This window comes from Sulfitobacter sp. L-8 (assembly GCF_056859255.1).
This window is the reverse complement of the sequence record NZ_JBSXOD010000053.1, coordinates 338524-358093: the sequence shown is the minus strand read 5'-3', so window position 1 is coordinate 358093 and position 19570 is coordinate 338524. Positions and strand designations below refer to the sequence as shown.

15 protein-coding genes are annotated in these 19570 nt (G+C 55.9%); 12 read left to right on the top strand and 3 right to left on the bottom strand.

Features of this window, described 5'->3' with window-relative positions; all coding sequences use genetic code 11:
* Positions 1-35 precede the first annotated feature (35 nt).
* The 6 genes from urtB (at position 36) to AC13DE_RS15025 (ending at position 8076) form a co-directional block, all read left to right on the top strand.
* The gene (gene urtB / locus AC13DE_RS15050) at positions 36-1985 is read left to right on the top strand and encodes an urea ABC transporter permease subunit UrtB (RefSeq protein ID WP_483048288.1); all 1950 of its coding nucleotides are present in this window, start codon (positions 36-38) and stop codon (positions 1983-1985) included.
* A 4-nt stretch (positions 1986-1989) separates the two neighbouring features.
* The gene (gene urtC, locus AC13DE_RS15045) at positions 1990-3165 is read left to right on the top strand and encodes an urea ABC transporter permease subunit UrtC (protein WP_483048287.1); all 1176 of its coding nucleotides are present in this window, start codon (positions 1990-1992) and stop codon (positions 3163-3165) included.
* The gene (gene urtD / locus AC13DE_RS15040; protein WP_483048286.1) at positions 3162-3902 is read left to right on the top strand and encodes an urea ABC transporter ATP-binding protein UrtD; all 741 of its coding nucleotides are present in this window, start codon (positions 3162-3164) and stop codon (positions 3900-3902) included. Before urtC ends, urtD begins: the two co-directional genes overlap by 4 nt.
* Positions 3903-3905: 3 nt before the next feature.
* On the top strand, positions 3906-4601 hold the full coding sequence (urtE, locus tag AC13DE_RS15035) for an urea ABC transporter ATP-binding subunit UrtE (protein WP_483048285.1): 696 nt from the start codon (positions 3906-3908) through the stop codon (positions 4599-4601).
* A gap of 1028 nt (positions 4602-5629) precedes the next feature.
* Entirely contained in the window at positions 5630-7306 is a 1677-nt protein-coding gene (locus AC13DE_RS15030; RefSeq protein WP_483048284.1) for an acetate--CoA ligase, read from the top strand.
* Positions 7303-8076: an enoyl-CoA hydratase-related protein gene (locus tag AC13DE_RS15025; protein WP_483048283.1), complete on the top strand. Its 774-nt coding sequence runs from the start codon at positions 7303-7305 to the stop codon at positions 8074-8076. Before AC13DE_RS15030 ends, AC13DE_RS15025 begins: the two co-directional genes overlap by 4 nt.
* A 2-nt stretch (positions 8077-8078) precedes the next feature.
* Here AC13DE_RS15025 and AC13DE_RS15020 read toward each other — a convergent pair whose 3' ends face one another.
* The gene (locus AC13DE_RS15020) at positions 8079-8948 is read right to left on the bottom strand and encodes a LysR family transcriptional regulator (RefSeq protein ID WP_483048282.1); all 870 of its coding nucleotides are present in this window, start codon (positions 8946-8948) and stop codon (positions 8079-8081) included.
* 1528 nt (positions 8949-10476) lie between these two features.
* Positions 10477-12345, bottom strand: coding sequence for an acyltransferase family protein (locus AC13DE_RS15015; RefSeq protein WP_483048281.1), 1869 nt, complete (start codon positions 12343-12345; stop codon positions 10477-10479).
* Between the two features lie 378 nt (positions 12346-12723).
* Here AC13DE_RS15015 and AC13DE_RS15010 point away from each other — a divergent pair, with 378 nt between their 5' ends.
* The 6 genes from AC13DE_RS15010 (at position 12724) to AC13DE_RS14985 (ending at position 18898) form a co-directional block, all read left to right on the top strand.
* The gene (locus AC13DE_RS15010; protein WP_483048280.1) at positions 12724-13443 is read left to right on the top strand and encodes a hypothetical protein; all 720 of its coding nucleotides are present in this window, start codon (positions 12724-12726) and stop codon (positions 13441-13443) included.
* Positions 13444-13451: 8 nt separating this feature from the next.
* Positions 13452-15017, top strand: coding sequence for an exonuclease domain-containing protein (locus AC13DE_RS15005; protein ID WP_483048279.1), 1566 nt, complete (start codon positions 13452-13454; stop codon positions 15015-15017).
* A 678-nt stretch (positions 15018-15695) separates the two neighbouring features.
* Positions 15696-16262, top strand: coding sequence for a hypothetical protein (locus AC13DE_RS15000; protein ID WP_446296677.1), 567 nt, complete (start codon positions 15696-15698; stop codon positions 16260-16262).
* A complete protein-coding gene (locus AC13DE_RS14995; RefSeq protein ID WP_446296676.1) occupies positions 16259-16657 on the top strand; it encodes a phage holin family protein in 399 nt (132 codons plus the stop codon). Before AC13DE_RS15000 ends, AC13DE_RS14995 begins: the two co-directional genes overlap by 4 nt.
* Positions 16647-17879: a DUF3618 domain-containing protein gene (locus tag AC13DE_RS14990; RefSeq protein WP_483048278.1), complete on the top strand. Its 1233-nt coding sequence runs from the start codon at positions 16647-16649 to the stop codon at positions 17877-17879. Before AC13DE_RS14995 ends, AC13DE_RS14990 begins: the two co-directional genes overlap by 11 nt.
* A gap of 74 nt (positions 17880-17953) precedes the next feature.
* A complete protein-coding gene (locus tag AC13DE_RS14985; RefSeq protein ID WP_446296674.1) occupies positions 17954-18898 on the top strand; it encodes a YihY/virulence factor BrkB family protein in 945 nt (314 codons plus the stop codon).
* Between the two features lie 54 nt (positions 18899-18952).
* On the opposite strand, the gene AC13DE_RS14980 is transcribed toward AC13DE_RS14985, so the two are convergent.
* Positions 18953-19570, bottom strand: coding sequence for a hypothetical protein (locus AC13DE_RS14980; protein WP_483048277.1), 618 nt, complete (start codon positions 19568-19570; stop codon positions 18953-18955).

The following is a 19570-nucleotide window of genomic DNA, read 5'->3' as shown; positions in this document are numbered from 1 at the left end:
CGTGTCCTCCGCCCCTGATTTCCTGGAATTTGCTTATGAAGACCTTGCTGCTGGCCTTGTGCTTTGCGCTCTCCTTACCCACTTGGGGGTCGGCTCAAACGACCTCCGTTCAAGACGTATTACAAAGCCAACGGGCGTTGATCGAACAAAGTTCGCGGCGCACCATTGGCCCGGCGATTGATGCGATCGTCGCGAGTGGACTGCCACAGATGCAGACCGTGCTGGAGGTTTGGCAGAACAAGGACATGTGGCAACGAAGGGCAGATGGACTGTTTTTCGCTGCGACAAAGAACGCGGACGGTACGTATACGCTGCAAAGTTTCGACGACGGTGCGGATGCAGGCAACGCCGCCTCCGCCGACCTCGATCAACTCAAACCCAACAGCGGTGTGCGGGCAATGATCGCCACCGCTTTGGTGCAGTTTCAACTGTCCGATCCCAACCCCGCCAAACGCGTTGATGCGCTGAACTCGATCGCCCGTGATCCCGAGGCGGCACTGCTCATACCGTTGCGCGCCTCGATCGCAAGCGAGTCAGATGCGGATATCCTGGCCCGGAAGGAGCGATTGGAACGGTTGATGACCATGGCTTATGACAGCGATGAGTCACGTCGCGTGGCCGCGATTACCGAGATGTCAGGGGATCTGGGAGTTGATTTTCGCGCAACCCTTAATCCCCTTCTTGCCACAACCCGTGTTATCTCGCGAACCAAGCCGGACGCGAATATCGCCCAAGAGGTGATTGCCGGCTCCGATGCGCTGACACGTAGTTCAGCATATGCGCTCTTGGTCGATGCGGATATCGCCCCAGCCGAGATTACGGCGGATGCCCGAGATGCAGCGCTTCGGGCTAACATTGAAGGAGGCCGGATCGCGGGTTTTCCAGTGGCGCAATTGTCCACCGAAGCCGCACGTGACAGGGCTTATGATGCGCTTGTCGCCAGTGACCTGGCACCGCCCCGGATAACTCAAGCAGACATCGACGCAAGCCTTTCGAGTTTTCGCTTCTTCGATGTCTATACGGAATCTTCCCAGGCGGTCACCACAGCTGCCAAGGCTGCAATCGCCTCGACCGAAACACGGGTCGCGATCAGTCAGGCGGCGGATCTAGGTCTTGACGCTCTTTCGCTAGCGTCGATCTATTTTCTTGCCGCCATTGGCCTCGCCATCACCTTTGGCGTCATGGGGGTCATCAATATGGCACATGGTGAATTTATCATGATGGGTGCCTATACCGGTTACGTGGTGCAGATATTTGTGCCAAACCACACTGCTTCGATCCTGATCGCGGTTCCGCTCGCATTCGCGGTGACCTTCGCCGCCGGTGTCGCCTTGGAACGCCTGGTTGTGCGCTGGCTTTACCACCGTCCGCTTGAGACCTTGCTCGCGACCTTCGGGGTTTCCATCGCGCTGCAACAGCTGGCGAAAAACATCTTTGGCACCCAAGCTCGCCCGCTGACTTCTCCCGCTTGGTTGGATGGGGCATGGGTCATCAACGATATGGTTTCCATCAGCTACATCCGAATTGCTATTTTCATTCTCGCGCTACTGTTTCTGGCCCTGTTCCTGTTCATCATGAAACGCACGCGGCTGGGTTTGGAAACGCGCGCAGTTACACAAAACCCCCGTATGGCGGCGAGTATGGGGATCAATCCCGATCGCGTAAACATGCTGACCTTCGGGCTTGGGTCCGGCATTGCCGGGATCGCAGGGGTGGCGATCGGTTTGTTTGCGAAAGTAACCTCGGAAATGGGCAGCGACTACATCGTGCAGAGTTTTATGACGGTGGTTGTTGGCGGCGTCGGAAACATCTGGGGCACGCTGGCAGGGGCGGCGATGATTGGCGGCTTTCAAAAGAGTGTTGAATTCCTGAACCCTTCAAACACCTTGGCGGCCCAGACCTACATGATCATTTTCATCATCATATTCATTCAGTTCCGGCCACGGGGGATTATCGCCCTCAAAGGCCGTGCGGCGGGGGATTAACACCATGAACAGATCATTCATTGCGCGCAACCCATCAGTCCTGATCTTTCTCGGCATCCTCGCTCTGTTCACGTTGGCGGTGACGGTCCTGTCCGAAGGGTTCGGCCTCGGCCTCATTTCAACCAGTTTCATCAAGGTTTTGGGCAAGACGCTGTGCCTATGCCTGATCGCGATCGCGATGGACCTGATCTGGGGCTATACAGGCATCCTGTCGTTGGGTCATTTCGCGTTTTTCGGCCTGGGCGGCTATATGATCGGCATGTGGCTGATGTACGAACGCACCCGCCGGATCGTCGTCAGTTCGCTGTCCGAAGGGGTCCTGCCCCCGACGCCCGAAGAGATTACAGCGGGCATCGGCAACCAGATATTCGGCGTCGTGGGTAGCAGTGACTTTCCGCTGATCTGGGCCTTTGCCGATAGTTTGGTGCTGCAACTGGCCTTTGTCTTACTGGTACCCGGGCTATTGGCATTGGTCTTTGGCTGGCTGGCGTTTCGCAGCCGTGTCACAGGGGTGTACCTGTCGATTCTGACGCAAGCCATGACACTGGGCCTGTCGCTTTATCTGTTCCAGAATGCGAGCGGTTTGCGCGGAAACAATGGCTTATCTGGCTTACAAAACCTGCCCGGTGTCACTGCCCCGCAATCGGTTGTGTCACTGTGGTTCTTCTGGGCCTCGGCGCTGGCGCTCGCACTTGGCTACCTGCTGGTCGCATGGGTGGTCTCTGGCAAGTTCGGCTCCGTCATTCGGGGCATTCGAGACAACGAAGCACGGGTCCGGTTTCTGGGCTATTCGGTCGAGACCTATAAATTGGCGGTTTTTACGTTGACCGCTTGTATCTCAGGCATAGCAGGCGCGCTTTATTACCCGCAAGCGGGCATTATCAACCCTGCCGAAGTTGCGCCAATTGCATCGATCTACCTTGCTGTGTGGGTGGCAATTGGCGGGCGCGGACGGCTTTACGGTGCGGTAATCGGTACCGCCCTGGTTAGTCTCATCTCAAGTTGGTTTACTGGCGGACAGGCACCGGATGTCCCGTTGGGGATCTACACAGTCAAGTGGGTGGATTGGTGGCTTGTACTACTTGGCCTCAGCTTTGTGCTGGTCACGCTTTACGCACCAAACGGTATCGGCGGACCAATCGATTTGCTCAAACGCAAGCTGAAGGAGACGGATGTATGAACACCCTTCTTGAAGTTTCCGGCGTGACGGTGAGCTTTGACGGTTTTCTTGCCATCAACAACCTTTCGTTCCAGATCGCCAGTGCAGAGTTACGCGCGGTGATCGGACCGAATGGTGCAGGGAAAACAACTTTCATGGACATCATCACTGGCAAAACCCGGCCTGATTCGGGGCATATTCTGTGGGGTCAAAAAAGCCTGTCCTTGATTGGCATGTCAGAGGCCAAGATCGCCCAAGCCGGGATCGGGCGCAAATTTCAAAAACCAACCGTGTTCGAGGATCAGACCGTACAGGAGAATCTGATGATGGCCCTGCGCAAGGATCGCGCGCCTTGGGCGGTACTAATCTTCAAGCCGTCCACATCAGACTTTGAGCGCGTCGACGACCTTGCCGCCGAGATCGGATTGAGCGACGCACTTCTGCGCGTGTCCGGAGAGCTAAGCCACGGTCAGAAACAATGGTTGGAAATTGGCATGTTACTGGCGCAAGAGCCGCAACTGTTGCTTGTTGATGAACCCGCCGCCGGCATGACACCTGCCGAGCGCGAAAAAACCACCGCGATCCTCGTCGAGGCCGCAAAGACCCGTGCGGTGGTCGTGGTTGAACACGATATGGAGTTTGTCAGGCGCCTCAATTGCAAGGTCACCGTGCTGCATGAAGGTGCAGTTCTGGCCGAAGGATCGCTGGATCATGTAACAAAGAACCAAGACGTCATTGATGTCTATTTGGGGCGCTAGAGTATGTTGGACGTAAAAGACCTCACCTTGCACTATGGTAATTCGCAAATCCTTTATGACATCTCCATGCACGCCAAACTGGGCGAAGTTACCTGTGTTATGGGAACAAATGGTGTTGGCAAAACCAGTCTGCTCCGGGCAATTTCCGGCACGCATATTCGCTCAGGTGGGAGCATCTCATTAGGCGGCAAACCGCTGGGGCAAATCGGAGCGCATAAGATCGCCCACATGGGTGTTGGTTATGTCCCGCAGGGGCGCGATATTTTCCCTTTGCTCACTGTGCGCGAAAACCTGCAAACAGGGTTTTCCTGCTTGCCAAACTCAGAGCATTTTATCCCGAACGATATCTATGAGCTGTTTCCCGTTCTGGAGGAAATGGCGCACCGTCGGGGGGGCGATTTGTCTGGGGGACAGCAGCAACAGCTGGCCATCGCCCGTGCCCTTATTACCAAGCCAAAATTACTGCTGTTGGATGAACCGACAGAAGGCATACAACCCAATATCATTCAACACATCGGAAAAGTCATAAGCTTGCTGCGTGACCGGGGCGATATGGCAATTGTTTTGGTCGAGCAATACTTTGATTTTGCGTTCGAATTAGCAGACCAGATTATTGTCATGCAGCGTGGGGAAATAGTTGAAAATGTGTACAAGAATGAGATCAAGCGGGAGGATATTCTAGCCAAGGTGTCTGTTTGACAAGTCAGCGAGGGTTGGTGTTGGATCAACTACAGCGACTGCACCCTCGCTGGTCTCTCTATACGCGAGACCGAGTGCTGAGAATGGTCAGTCCAGATCAGCCTAAGTCAGTTCGTTTGAATGACGCTTTCTGTAAATTGTGCTGTACTGGCAAATGAATTCCGAATGCCTGCCCTCGCCCGAGGCACTACTGTCTTTGTGCTATCAAGGATGAATGCGGGAAAAGCATCAGAATCCGGACCTGAGGTCACAATTTGTCGCTCTATCCACCGATGGGCGAAGAGGTGACCCTTGGATATGAATGCGGGCGAGACAAAAATATCCACGCCGCTGCCAAACGCGCCCAGAACGATCGTTATATGAAGGCTAGGAAGATCACGTTGACGGATTGATCCAAAAGCCCCCGCGACGCCAACCAGCATGTCCCCATGTTCAGGGGGATAGTTGCCGGTGAAGTTGAGAAAGACGGAGCCAACACGTACGGTCTGGTCACAGGGGGTAAGTCGGGTCGAAAAAACCAACCCCTTCCTTTGACGCCCGAGCAACACAGCGAAATTGCGGCTATCAGTTAGCAGTTTGGATTGATCGCACCTCGTACGCCGAACGGGGCAAAGCAAACCTATGATCGACTTGATGTACCAGTTCCTGAAAAACGCCGTAACCATTGCCGGCGGGGCTATCTCTTCAAGCGTTGGAGACTAGGCCACCCCCCGCGCACAGGTTACCCGCGATCCCGTGAAACGGGTCTACAGTTTTGCGTGAAGTCACGACCGAATGTGAGCCAAACAAGCGGTATCGCGGAGTTGGATCTTGGAAAGCCAGACCTCCAGTGATCGGATTTCCGCCCAAACGTCGCTTTTAAAGGGCCTGAGAAACGACTGGTTCCGGTCAATACATTCGATTTTGTCGAATGCTCTCATCAAATTATTCCGCTTTTTCAGACCCAGTTTTCTTGGGAAACCGGACTTGGAAAAATCGAACGCAGATAGCCGCGATGTGCGCGGGTTTATCGTTCAAAGGATAAGGCCATGACTTTCAAGGATGCGGAAACCTACGAACAGCTGATCCGGGATTTTTCTTGGCATGTGCCGGAAAAGCTGAACATCGCCCATGAAATCTGTGAGCGTCACGCAATAGAAAGCCCCGACGCGCTGGCTCTGGTCGAGGACACCGGGACCTGCGTGCGATGCTACAGTTTCGCCGATCTGAAACGGCTGTCTGACAATTTGGCGTACAGTCTTGCGACGTTGGGGGTCAATCGCGGGACCCGCGTCGTCGTTTCACTGGGGCAGGATGCCGAAGGGCTGCTGGCGCATCTGGCATGCTTCAAGATAGGGGCGGTTTCGGTGCCGATTGCCGCGCTCTATTCCGGAGAGGGCATTGCCTTTCGCGTCAACGATTCAAACGCGCATTTGATTATCACCGACCGCGCCGGGGCCGACAAGGTCGCGCCGCTGGACATGCCCGGCGTGAGCCACATCATCGTGACCGGCGGCATGGCGCAGGGTGACGAGCTTGGTTTCGATGCGCTGATCGCCCAAGACTGCGGTGCCTATCCGCTGGCGGACACGCGCGCCGACGAACCGGCGCTGATCTTCTATACCTTCGGTTCCACCGGCCAGCCCAAGGGCGCGTTGCATGGGCACCGGATGATCCTCGGGCATCTGAACTGCGTTCGGCTTGGCTTTGAGATGGCACCGCAGCCCGATGATGTCTTCTGGACGGCATCTGACTGGTCCTGGCTGGGCTCACTCGGCGATCTGGTGTTTCCGGCGCTTTATTTCGGCAAGACGCTGATCGGCACGCCGGGTCGCGTGACTGCGGAAAACATTTACCGCACCTTGCAGGACCACAAGGTCACCTGCCCCTTCATGGCGACCGCCGTGTTGCGCAAGCTCAGCAAGGAACCGTTTCCGCAAGATCCCAGGTTTGTAATTCGTGCCATCATGACCGGGGGCGAGGCCATGCCGCCCGAGGTCTTCAAGTGGGCCATCGCTACCTTCAAAGCCCCGATCAACGAGGAATTCGGCCTGACCGAGGCGAACCAGATCTCTGTCGGCTGTGCAACGCTTTATCAGTCCCCCGCTGGATCCGTCGGCCGCATCGCGCCGGGTGCCGAGATCAAGATCGTGGATACCTTCGGGGCCGAGATGCCCAGCGGTGAGCGCGGCGAGATCGTCATCTGGTTCGACAGCCCGTCGAACATGCTGGGGTATCTCAACCGTCCGGAACAGACCGCCAGCAAGCTGGTGGACGGCTGGTTCCGCACCGGCGACGAGGGCCGGATCGATAAAGACAACTTCCTTTACTATTATGGCCGCCTCGACGATTTGATCATGGTGAACGGCATGCGCGTCGGTCCCGAGGAAGTGGAGGCCGAGCTGCTGTTGCACCCCGCTGTCAAGGACGCTGCCGTGGTGGGCATGCCCGATGCCGGAAGCGGTGAAATGGTGACGGCAGCGATCACCTTGCAAGAGGGTCACGTTCAGTTTGACGCGCTGATCCAGGAGCTTCAGGCGCTGGTCAAGCGCAACCTCGCGGCGCATTGCTACCCCAAGCGGATCGTGGTCGTTGATGACATCCCCGTCACGTCGACAGGCAAGATACAGCGCAAGGAAATGCGCCGGAACTTGCTGGCGCTTGAGGCGGCAGTCCTTGTCCCCGCACCACCGGCAGCAACGCCCGAGCTCACGAGTCCGGCGTGACGGGATTTCATACGTCACGGTCCGGCGAGGTGCTGGAAATCGTGATCGACAACCCAAAGGCCAATGCCATCGATGCCGCGACCAGCCAGGCATTGGGCAAGGTGTTTGCCGCGTTCAACACCGACCCGGGCCTGCGCGTCGCCATCATCACCGGTGCCGGAGATCGCTTCTTCTGTGCGGGCGGTGACGTCGCAGAGCTGGACCGCGCCCAAGGCAACGTCGACTATGGCCCGCAGGGTTTCGCGGGCCTGACCCATTTTCCCGCCCTGTCCAAACCGGTGATCGCCGCGGTGAACGGGATTTGCGCAGGCGGCGGGCTGGAGCTTGCGCTGGCCTGCGACATGATCGTTGCCAGTGCGGGTGCGCGCTTTTGTCTGACCGAAACGCAGATCGGCACGCTTCCCTATCTGGTCACCGTCCAGCGGCTTTTGCAGCGCATGCCGGTCAATATCGCGACCGAGATGCTTTACACCGGTCGCCGCATGAGCGCCGCCGAAATGCAGGGCACGGGGCTGATAAATCACGTCGTGCCACACGAAGACCTGCGCCAACATGCCCTCCACCTTGCGGAATGTGTCGCCGCCTCCGCCCCGCGCTCCATTGCGACCGTCAGGCGCGCCATCACGCTAATTGCCGGCAGCGATCCGATTGATGCAGCCGCACTCGAGGCTCTGGAAAGCGACTTCGCGTCGGTGATGGCCTCGGATGATGCCAACGAGGGCGCCGCGGCCTTCGTCGAGAAACGCAAACCGCAATGGCAGGGGCGCTGACCCTAGACCATGACGGTCTCTGCCTGCCGCTCTGCCACAACGCGGAACGCCTCCACCGCCAGTCGGATGCCTTCTGAATTGTGATGCACCTTCGGATACATCAGATAGTGCAGGACAGTCATCTCGGGCGCATCGGCAACCACAAACAGCTCTTGGCGATCAATCTGTTCCTGAACGGCATGCTCGGACAGATAGGCCGATCCGCCCTCGCGCAAAATGATCTGTAGGGCTAGATCGCTCAGCCCGACCGTGACCGTCGGGGTAACCGGCATGACAACGGCAAGGTTGAACTTTTCGTTGAACTGCGGCCCCCAATCGACATGCACGTAACCCTTGTTCAGATTGGCAAAGGCAAGGTCCGGCGTTGTCGCGACCAGGATCAGCTTTTCGCTGATGTAGGGTTCGATGACATAACCCGGCACCATCGTCGGCACCGACGTCACGATCACGTCGAAATACCCGTCCGCCAGATTCCGGATCATGCCGCGGGACCAGTCCGATTCGACCCGCAAAAGATAATTCGGCGCATTCGCGTGCATCCAGCCGATCCAGTCATGACTGAGCCGCGCCCAGGACGTGAGCTGGATCGCGACGCTGAGACTGCCTTTGACATCCTCGCGCTGAGACATGTTCTGCCGCCCCTGCTGCCAGGCCCGCGCCATGCGCAGCGCATAGGGGCGGAACCGTTCCCCTGCCGGTGAAAGCCGCATTCCGGAGGCAGAGCGCACGAACAAGGGCTGGCGCAGATCATCCTCCAGAAGCTTGATGCGTGTGCTGGCCGCGGATTGCGTCAAGTTCAGCTTTTTGGCCGCCTTGATGATCGATCCGCTTTCGGCGACTTCAAGAAATGTCAGAATTCTCTGTATGCTCATGAGGAACGATACCGATATTGGAGAAGCTTTGGTGACCCGATCGGATGCCTGCACGACAGGAACGGGGTTTGCACAAGGTCATGCAACGGACCGTCTCAAAACAAGCGTGACTGATAGGCTAAAGGCTTGGTTATACCGTGTCCAGTAGCCTGGCCCCAGGCTTCCCGCACCCGCCCACGCCAACGCGGCGCGTACCAAGGCACTGCAACCGGCGCATAGATTCAACGCTAGTGGTGGAGAGTTTGCCGGCAAGGGTATCGGTCCCGAAGAAACGCCTTGCGAACTCTTGAGAAATAGCCATTGGCCCCGCAGCAGCACACGCCATGTCCCGGCCGCGCATAGGACGCGTACGCAATTGAAGTTTCCTACGAAAGCTTCAGTATACCAATCCTCGGGTTTCATCACGATTGCCTGTGGAGCGGCCCTGTTGGACCACCGCGCGATCACGGCGCAGTGGCAAGCGGATCGCGCAGCGCACCGGTAACGTGTCGATCTGGTGCGCTGCACTCACAAACAACGTATACGCAGCAGGGGCATCCATGGTGTGTCAGATCGGATTACCATCCAAACAAGCCAATCCAGCTTTGGCAAGCTTATAAGATGGACCGTTGTTCTTGAAATTCCGAATGCAAGAACAACGGACGAAATTATCCGATCCAAATATCTCAACAATATTATTGGACAAGATCACCGTTTCAACATGCGGATCTCGTAACACGGCTCGACTTGCAGGCTTCTATCCAACAGCAGCAAAGCTGGTCGGAGTTAAAGATTTACAACCGCAAATTCGACCAACAAAGATCTCTCTATACACATGCCGTGTAGCGTTTGTAGGACAAATACGCCAAGTTATATCTACATCTCTAATCAGGAGAATATTTGTGACAAAACCAGTTTGATCGAGCCGGCATTACCCTTTCCATGCACATGATGCATGATGTTTCGGTCATTTTTCAGAGAAACCACAGCCTGTACCGCCACCTGAACCACAGGGAGCAAGATTGCCAAGGTCGCGCTTACTAGACAATAAAGACCGAGAGCTACCAGGAATGAAAACCCTGACAAAAGTGCGCCAAGAGAGGTTAACAGTCCGGCGAAGGTTCCTATCAATATATACCCGGCTACCATAAGTTTACTCCAAATATTGTGTTAGTATTTTGCGTCTTAAATTTTAAAAATCAACCAAAGATAGAAGTCTGTTAGCTGAGCAACAATAATGTCACACCTTAGGCATTCCGCTGACGAGCACTGACAACCTCAACTTGGTATTGGAGCATTCGGGCAAAATAATGGCGCTGATGTGTTGTCATCATTTTTTTTTGCCTCATTGATGTAAAAAAGTAATCATTCGGGCCGGAAACGTTGGTAGCGGTCATTGCCGAATTGGTGAGCGCCTTCGTCTGCGTTCCGAATATTGTTACGGCCGAGAATGAGGCGCAAGAAGCGTACCGTTGCCGCACAACGCCCAATTACAGGAAGCGCACAGATCCGTTAATACAGGATTTAATACGGAGGGTGTTTCGATTTTTTATTGTCGGTACGCCGCCAGCGGAGGCGTAGCGAACAAAACACCGCCGATATGGCGCGCGCCCGCGCGTGTCAGGTGAGAACCGTCATGAGAAATCAGCGCGCCATCTGCGGTGAATAACGGGCACCCGTTAGGGCATAAAAGCGCCAGCGTGTCGACAAACACACCTTTTGGCAACGTCTCTCTCAAAAGCCGAGACATCTCGATATCCTTGGCGGGTGGTTCGACCAACGTGCCCGTCGGATCGTCCAGTTGCATCGTCCCCCGTCTTGACAACATTCTTTTGCTGCCAATCACAAAAACCTTTTGGTCGGGGTTGAGGTTAAGATTTGCCAGGACGGCTGGCATGCGCCTGGCACTCCACTCTCGCCAACTGAATGCAAAGATCACAACATCGGCGCTTCGGATTTTCTTCAGGTCTTTCTCTGTCAAACTTTGCCTTGAACAGCTTGCTCTCTTGTCTTCTGGAATCAAAGAACGTTTTTCATTCCAGGAAAATCCGAAATTCAATTGGCAGCTAGCCGAGATGCGGATAGCGCTGATAGAATGATCTGTGAAGGCCTCATTTTCCAACATCATGTTGTAAAAGTCCTGGCTGAAGCTGTCCCCGACGAGCAAAAGGTTTGGCTGACTGTGGGAAAGAGGCTTGTTTACGACTTTGCCGTGTCCGCCTCTCACGTAGACCGCATATTCCTCTCTGCTTTTCACAAGCCAAGACCGCTGATTCTCGGGAAACCGTCGTTCAAGCCCTTGCGACAAAAGAAAGATAGCTGCCAAGCCTCCGAGGGCGGCAGCCCCAAAGGACGAATGAAGAAAAATCTGCCCGGCACTGAACAGGTTTTTCCGCCGAAACGGCTCCTCCACAAAACGCCAGCTGACCCATGCCAAAACGAGAGACAATACTGCCAAACCGATCATCAACTGATCCGAAGGGTCCGCCTCGTCTGCTATAACGCGGGCAAACGCGAATAGCGGTTGATGCCAAAGATATGCCGAATAGCTGATTAGTCCGATAAATACCGCTGGCCGTAAAGACAGGATCCGACCCACAAAAGTCTGTCCCGAAGCGCCAACCAGAATGCCAACCGTTCCCAGTACAGGAACCAGCGCCCAGATAGATGGGAAAGGCGTGCCCTCATCGAAAAACAAGATTGAAAAGAGGATAGCCAACAGGCCTACGCCACCGATAACCTCCCCAGCAACACGCCCACACGCCCCACGCTTCAATAGATAAACCGCGGCGAGCGAACCGGACAGCAACTCCCACCCTCTTGTGGGTAGTAAGTAGAATGCTGTGGCCGGTGACCGGTGGACCACGAACTCCGCTAGTGCCAAAGATGCCAGCGACACAACGACCATTGCCGAAACAAGTCCGCCCCGCCAGTACTTCCAGAACAACCACAGCACCACTGGGAACAGGATATAGAACTGTTCTTCCACGGAAAGGCTCCAGGTATGCAATAGTGGAAGCCGTTCGGCTGCTGTCGCGAAATAGTCGGCTTCGGACCAGAAAAAGAAATTCGAGACAAAGGTAATTACGGCAATCATGGATCGCGCAAAATCCCGCAACTCGTAAGGCAGCATGAAAATCGCAGCAAGTATCGCCGTCACGGTCATCACGAAAAACAGCGCTGGCAAGATACGCCTTGCTCGGCGTTCATAGAAATTAAGGATGGAAAACTGGTCAGCTTCAAGCTCTCGCATCAGAATACCAGTAATTAGAAAACCGGATATGACGAAGAATATATCCACGCCGACATATCCGCCCGGTACCCATTGCAACCCTGCGTGAAAAAGGATCACGGGCAGCACGGCGACTGCGCGCAGCCCGTCCATTTCACTACAGTAAGATAGTCCCGGAGAGCTCATCGATATTTTGAACCATTGAAACTCTCCATTTCAAGCGAAATGTTGCCCGGTGACCCCAAGAATAGCGCTGTTACATCTACAATTACCGCACTTACCGGTCTTGGCATGTATGATTACGGTCTCTCAGTTCATTGAGGCAGCCCTTGCTCGATGGCCGATCGGCTTCAGACTCCTGAATACAAGTGGTGGCGGCGTAAATGACGGAAAAACATGGCTCATTTACCCACTGCCTGTCTTTACGGGCGTCCCTTGACGCTCCCCAGCGAGGACTAATTAACGTGAATAGTTATTTTACACATAATAAAATTTAGACACTAGCGGATGATGACAGCGCGCTTATAGGTGTTTTTGTTAAATCGTTAAGCACGAAATAACTACATGACCATCAAGCAAATGAGAGACTGCCGGCGCATGCGTATGCGGTATGGCATTGACCTCCATGGGTTTCAGAGAGGTGGCAAGCACTGTCGCCTGCATTTCGAAGTCGGCTTCGTGCCCGCGCCGGTGCGGGCTCTCGTAGCTGAGATCAAGGCTTTTGCGGCCCGTAGCGACGTTGCGCATCTTAATGATGGCGACAATGCTCTCTTGCGGATCGCCGATCTGGCATGCTCGCGGCTGGCGATCGACTCTGGCGAGGGAGAGGTTGATCTGCGCTTGCTGGCAGTGCTTGGCCGTGTTTCCGAGGGCCGTGTGCGCAACTTGCTTTTAGAGACAGATGGCCCCCTTGAACACGGCCCCGATGGCGGGATCAAGGCGCTGAGCACAGCCTTTTGGTTGCAGAAGAAGAAGGGTTATCTGGCTTCCGTCTGGCAGGAAGAGGAACCTGATTTTCAGGAGGCCGGTAAGACGGCCGAAGTCGTCCCAGATAAGATGATCTTCGTACCTGTTACACGGGATGGGTCCACGTTTACACCTGACCTTCAGCGTAACAGCAGCTATCGCATTGGAGCAAAGGGAGCAGAAGAGAACCACGAAGATTTCGCCGTTGCTCTGTCACGGTTGAACGTAATGGCGGTCCCGCGGTGGCGGCGTCCAAACGACAATGGCATCTGGGGCATCGTCAGCGGTGTTGCCTGGCAACGTATCGAAAAGAAGTGAAGCAAGACATGAGCATCCCCACTGCAACCGAAATCCTGGCCCTGCTCCGAACTGCGACGCCGCAACCGACCTCCAAAGCTCCACGTGATGCGCGAGGCATCTATGGCCTCTTCGACCACACGGGCACCTTCCGCTATATCGGCTCGACCTCTTCGCGAGCCGAGACTTTCTACAAGCGCATCCATCGGCGCCACCGCACTGGTTCCGAGAACACCAGCCATTACTTCTCGTACATGTACAACACCGGACGGCTCTGGTGCCGCCGCAATGATCCTGCGACGAAATCAGACGGTGATATCGCAAAGAAACTGCGCAACGCATTTATCGCACAACACTGTGGTGCAGTGTGGGTGCCACTTCCGGATCATGCAGATATCTCCGGTCTTGAGGCGCAGGTCATCGCCCTTGCACCCGCCGAAATGATCGCTTGGAACCGGCGCGGAATGGAGCCCTACGAGGAACCAACCACACTTGTAGATGCACTGATCGAGGAGTTGCGGCTTAGCCCTGTCGAACGTGCGGCACTGTGCCGACAGCTCGAACGGTTCCGCGGCGGCGACCAGGCCGCCGCACCCGTCATCCCTGAGCCTTTCTCAGGCCCGCTTCCGATGCTCCCGGAGGGCCCGTTCCGCTTCTTTGCACTGGACGTCGAGACCGCCAACCACGATCGCGGGAGCATCTGCCAGGTGGGACTTGCCTGCGTTCGCCCCGATAATCAGATCGAGAGCTGGGTTGCCTTGGTCGATCCCGGAACCGACCGCTGGGTATTCAGTTGGCTTCACGGCATCACTGCCGACATGGTCAAGGGAGCGGCAGGTATCGAAGAAGTGCTTGCCCTGCTGGAAAAGCGGTTGGAAGGCGTTCCGGTTTATCAACATTCTGGCTTCGATCGCAGCGCTATCCGCGCAGCCTGTGCTGCGGTTGGTCGAGCAGAGCCCAACTGGAAATGGCAGAACAGTATCACCGTCGCACGAGCCGCTTGGCCAGAATTGAAAGGCAACGGCGGGCACGGTCTTGCCTCCTTGAAACAGCACCTCGGTTTGCACTTCGAGCATCATGACGCGGGCGAGGACGCGCGTGCCGCTGCAGAAGTTGTGCTACTGGCCGAGAACGGTGCAAAGGGCGTCGGAGATGTGTTTGAGGTCATTGACGTTGAAGAACACATCGTTCCAAGTTCTCCTGTGCCGGACGATCATCCTCGACGTGAACGCCGTTCTCAGGAGAACGAAACCGTATTTATGCGTCCAGTATCAACCGAGATCGTAGTGGGGCGCAGCGTGCTCACCCAGGGCAACCTTGACAACAACCATTTTTATCTGCGCGAGTTTATCAGCGCCTTCCCACCAGAGGTCATCGGCGGTAGCAACAAGGCCAGTGCTGCGCCATCTACCTTGACGATCCATTGGGGTGGCGTGGCTTCGATTGCTACCGACATTGATGGCTCGAAAAAGATTTTCCGCGATCGGTCTTGGGTACGGACCTTCTTCGAAAGGAATGCTGCGCGGCCCGGTGACACCGTCGAAATAGTCGAGACCGCTCCGCGCAGCTACCATGTGAAACTCGTTCGAGCCTGACATCGTACTAAATCAGCCTCTCCTAGGCCAAACCTGTTTTCGTAGGTAGATCCTTCGGACCTTGCTTATGATACTCGGTCGGCTGTGGCACCTTGCTCTGCCCCAAGGTGCCCCCACTGCACAAAGAGCGTACCCCGCGGGCCGGTTGACCAGCGGTGCCTGTTCAACGCCCAGTCCGTCTGATCGGCAGGGTATCATCGTGAATGCACCGGTGGCGTCAAGGTTGCCGCGGTACCGGTTAGCGACCTGCCTCGCGCAGTCTGTCACTGCCGTTTCACGTGCTCGTTGTACCCGCTTTTTCCTGAAATCGGGGTATTCGATCCCTTGCCAACATCGCGCCTGCACGGCTGCGACATTGCATCGCACCGTTCGATCACCTTGGATGTCGCTTAGGCCATGCCGAGGCGACGACAGATAACAGATACCACGCGTTTATTGAGGGATGGACAGGGGCTTTCCCGACCCGCCCCGTGCCGCAATCCAACCATGAGGTGAAATTTATACCTCCTGTTCGTCCAATTCGTCTGGAACGAACGTTTGCCAGCCGCGTTATTCAATCAATAACGAAAACTTGAAAAGACGAGGAGAATTTCAATGTACGGCATCTTCTATCTTATCGGCCTAATCGTGGTCGTACTCGCGGTTATCAATCTGATCTTTTAACGCAAGGAATTTACCATGACTAACATCAACAAAGATAGCACCGGCACCGACACTTCCATGACAGAGAAAGCCAAGGAAGCCGCAGGGTCGGCATCCGAGCAGGTGAAAGCCCACGCAAAAGACGTCGCCGACACCGTCGCAACCGAAGCCGGCAACTATGCGGGTCAAGCCAAGGATGCCGCGGCTGACGAAGTCAAGAACGTGTCATCCGCTCTGCGCACCGCCGCAGACGAAATGCGCCGCGGCTCCCCTCAGGAACGCACGTTCAGCCAAATCGCCGACGGCTTGGCAGACGCGTCCGACTCGCTGCGCGACAAAGATCTGGGCGAGATGGTCACTGCCGTTTCCGACTTTGCAAAGCGCAATCCTCTGGTGTTCTTGGGAAGCGCGGCTTTGATCGGCTTTGCTGCCACCCGGTTCGCCAAGGCCTCTCGCACTGGTTCATCGCGGGCTGACTACGGTGACCGTAACGATGACCGGATGGCGAGACCTGCCCCCGGCATCCCTTCCAGCACCGCCAATCAAGCGGGCGGCGTTCAATCTCCGGCGATCGCCCCAAACCGTGAAAGGAACAACCTATGACCACCGATCCGAATAAAACGACTGGGAGCCTGCTGAGCGACGCTCTCACTCACGTCAGCTCTCTTGTGCGTAGCGAAGTCGACCTTGCTCGTGCTGAAATCAACGACAATCTGAAAAGTGCCGGTATCGCGATTGGTATGATCGCAGGGGCCGTCGTGGTGGCATTGACCGCGCTGAATGTTCTGACTGCCGCACTTGTCGCAGCCCTTACCGAAGCGGGTATTCCCGCAGGTTGGTCGGCGCTTATCGTAGGCATCACGCTGGCAATCGTCGCCTATATCATGGTGAGCAAAGGCACGAACGATCTAAAACTCAGCAGCCTTGCCCCAACCCGTACTGCAAAAAATGTAAAGCGCGATGCGCAAGCCGTTAAGGAGGTTTATGATGACAAGTGATACACGTAGCCCCGAAGAAATCGAACGCGAGATCGAACGTGAGCGCGCCGGTTTGTCCAACACACTTGATGATCTGCAAGACAGATTTTCGGTAGAAACGCTTGCCCGTCAGTTCACCGACCAGTTCCGTGAACACGGCGGCGACATCGGCCGGTCGGTTTCTGACGCGGTCAAGCGCAACCCGGTTGCACTGGCGCTGACAGGCGTTGGTCTGGCCTGGTTGATGATGGGCGACAGGACAGGTGGCCAGCGCCATCATACTTCGGTTCGCCGGGTTCGGCATGTCGATTACGGCCACCAGCATGATGATGACCGGATGGATATGGATTACGACGGTCGCATGTCTTCGTCCAGAGGCTACGATGCCTCGAACCCGACGTCGCACCGGGCGCGTTCGCTTGGCCCACAGCCTGGCAACCCGAACAAGCCCTATTATTCCGGCCGCAACAACGACTATCAAAACACTCCTTCATGGGCGCGGGTTGACCATGACGATGACCACGAAGGCATGGGAAGCAAGCTGCGCGGTGCTGCGTCTGGCGCAGGTAGCAGCATATCGGGGGCCGCTTCAGCGACAGCCGATACCGCCCGCAATGCAGGGTCTGCTGTGGCCGGAACGGCAAAAGGCGCGGCTAGCTCGGTTTCTCAGACCGGGAAATCCATTGCTGAGGGTGCCCGTGGCATGGCCAATGACGCATCCGAACGTGCTGCGGCGTGGCGTGCGCGTCTGTCCGAAGGTACGGAACACCTGACCGAAGAAGCACGCAACCGTGTGGTCGCGGCGCGCGAAAGAGCCGTAGAGGCGCGTCGGGCCGCTGCGTCCTACAGCCGTCAAGGTCGTGATCGGGCGGTCGATATCTTTGAAGAGCAGCCTCTGATTGCCGGTGCTCTTGCAGTGGCTCTTGGTGCAGCTTTGGGTGCAGCCCTGCCCCGCAGTCGGATGGAAGACGAATATCTGGGTGAGCACAGCGACTATCTGATGCACGAAGCTGAGCGTATCTTTGACGAGGAAAAGGCCAAGCTTGGCAAAGTGGCACAAGCCGCCAAGGACGAAGCCGCCAAGATTGCTCGTGAGGCCAAGCAAAATGCCGACGACGCGGCACCTGCGGACACGGCAGCGCAAGCTGTCATGGACAAGGCGAAATCGTCAGGCAAGCGCATAGCCGACGCCGCCGAGGCAGAAGCCAAAAAGCAGAATGTAGGCGATACCAAGAAATCGTGAGCATCTGCTGATACGAAGACTATCAGCCTGCGCGTTGTGCGCGGGCTGACTTATCTACTGAGGAGGCCACCGCCATGGCACGAGGAAGACACGCAGACAGTCCCACCGAGATTCCGAAAAAAGGATGGAAGGACATAATTTTGCGTGTGAAATCATCACTTGGCTCAGATCATGTAGGTCTTATCGCAGCCGGGGTCGCGTTTTATGCATTGTTGGCAATCTTTCCGGCAATCACCGCACTGATGGCGCTAGGCGGATTGATCCTGAATCCTGTGCAGGTGGCTAACCAGCTTCAGTCTCTTACTCAGCTTATCCCCAAGGATGCTGCGCAGATTATTCTGGACCAAGCGGTTGCGGTTGCCGGGTCCCAGCAAACCGGACTTGGCTTCGCGTTTATATTAGGCCTTTTGTTGGCGATATATTCCGCGTCTAAAGGTATGGGCAGCCTGATCGAAGGGTTAAACGTCGCGTATAACGAAGAGGAAAAACGCGGGTTCATCAAGAAAACACTTTGGACCCTTGGCCTCACGCTTTTCCTGATTTTCGGTGTCTTGGTCGGCCTTTTGGCGGCCTTGGCCATACCGGCAGTGCTGAGCATCGTCACATTGCCCGGGTGGATGGAAACAGTGATGACATTTTCCGTTTGGGTGCTGCTGGCGTTGATGACCGTTTTCGGGCTGGGTGTTCTATATCGCTTTGGCCCATCCAGAGACGATGCCGAATGGGAATGGCTGACACCCGGTGCCATAGCAGCATGCGTTATCTGGATCGTGGCCTCGATCGGGTTCTCGATCTACGTCACGAATTTCGGTAACTACAATGCGTCTTTCGGGAGCATGGCCGGCGTTATCATTCTGCTGATGTGGCTGTGGATATCAGCGTTCATCGTCCTTCTTGGGGCGGAACTCAACGCCGAGATGGAAGCCCAGACGACGCACGACACGACGGTCGGACCGGACGAACCAATGGGCGAACGCGGTGCTTCCAAAGCTGACAAACTGGGCAAAGCCGTCGACTGATGTGCGGGCAAGCCAAGCCTTCGTGACAGCGTTTATGACTGGAACAGGGGTCCGTCAGTGTTTTAGATGCGCCTGCAACTGGCGCTTGGTGTGTTGTCTGCCCCACCAGGAACGGATCTGCGTGGCATAAAGCGTTTTAGGGCGGATCCGACATTCGTCGTTTTCAAACTCCAGATAGAATTGCCGCTTCGCCGCGACGATCGCGGTACTTGCAGCCGATATAGCCGCCACCTTTAGCTCCACCCGCGAGATTTCCTCGAGTTGGATTTCCTCGGCTGTATTTTGGCGGGCACGTTGCAACAGATCTTCAATGCTGCCGATATCAACCAGTTTGCCGCTTTTCAGAGGCCCCTGAAACGTGGTGGCACTGGGTGATGAAAGGTCCTCTTTGGCAATCTCTGTGCGGTCTGCAATGAAAGTTTCCCTCTCACCATCCGATGACCAGATGGTCAAAATTATCTCGAGGATGTAGATCGGCTCGAAGCCCAAATTGCTGATGAACGTTCGCGCATCCAGGCCCTGGCTTCCCCCAAGGTGAATTAAGATTTCGGTTCTGCGTTGACGCTGAAATCCTATCACAAGTATTTGCAGATAGACGATCCAGACCAAGGCGGTAATGCCGCCCACGCTCGCCTGAACCAGCGAAGAGTTTTGCGCAAGCCAGTCCCACAT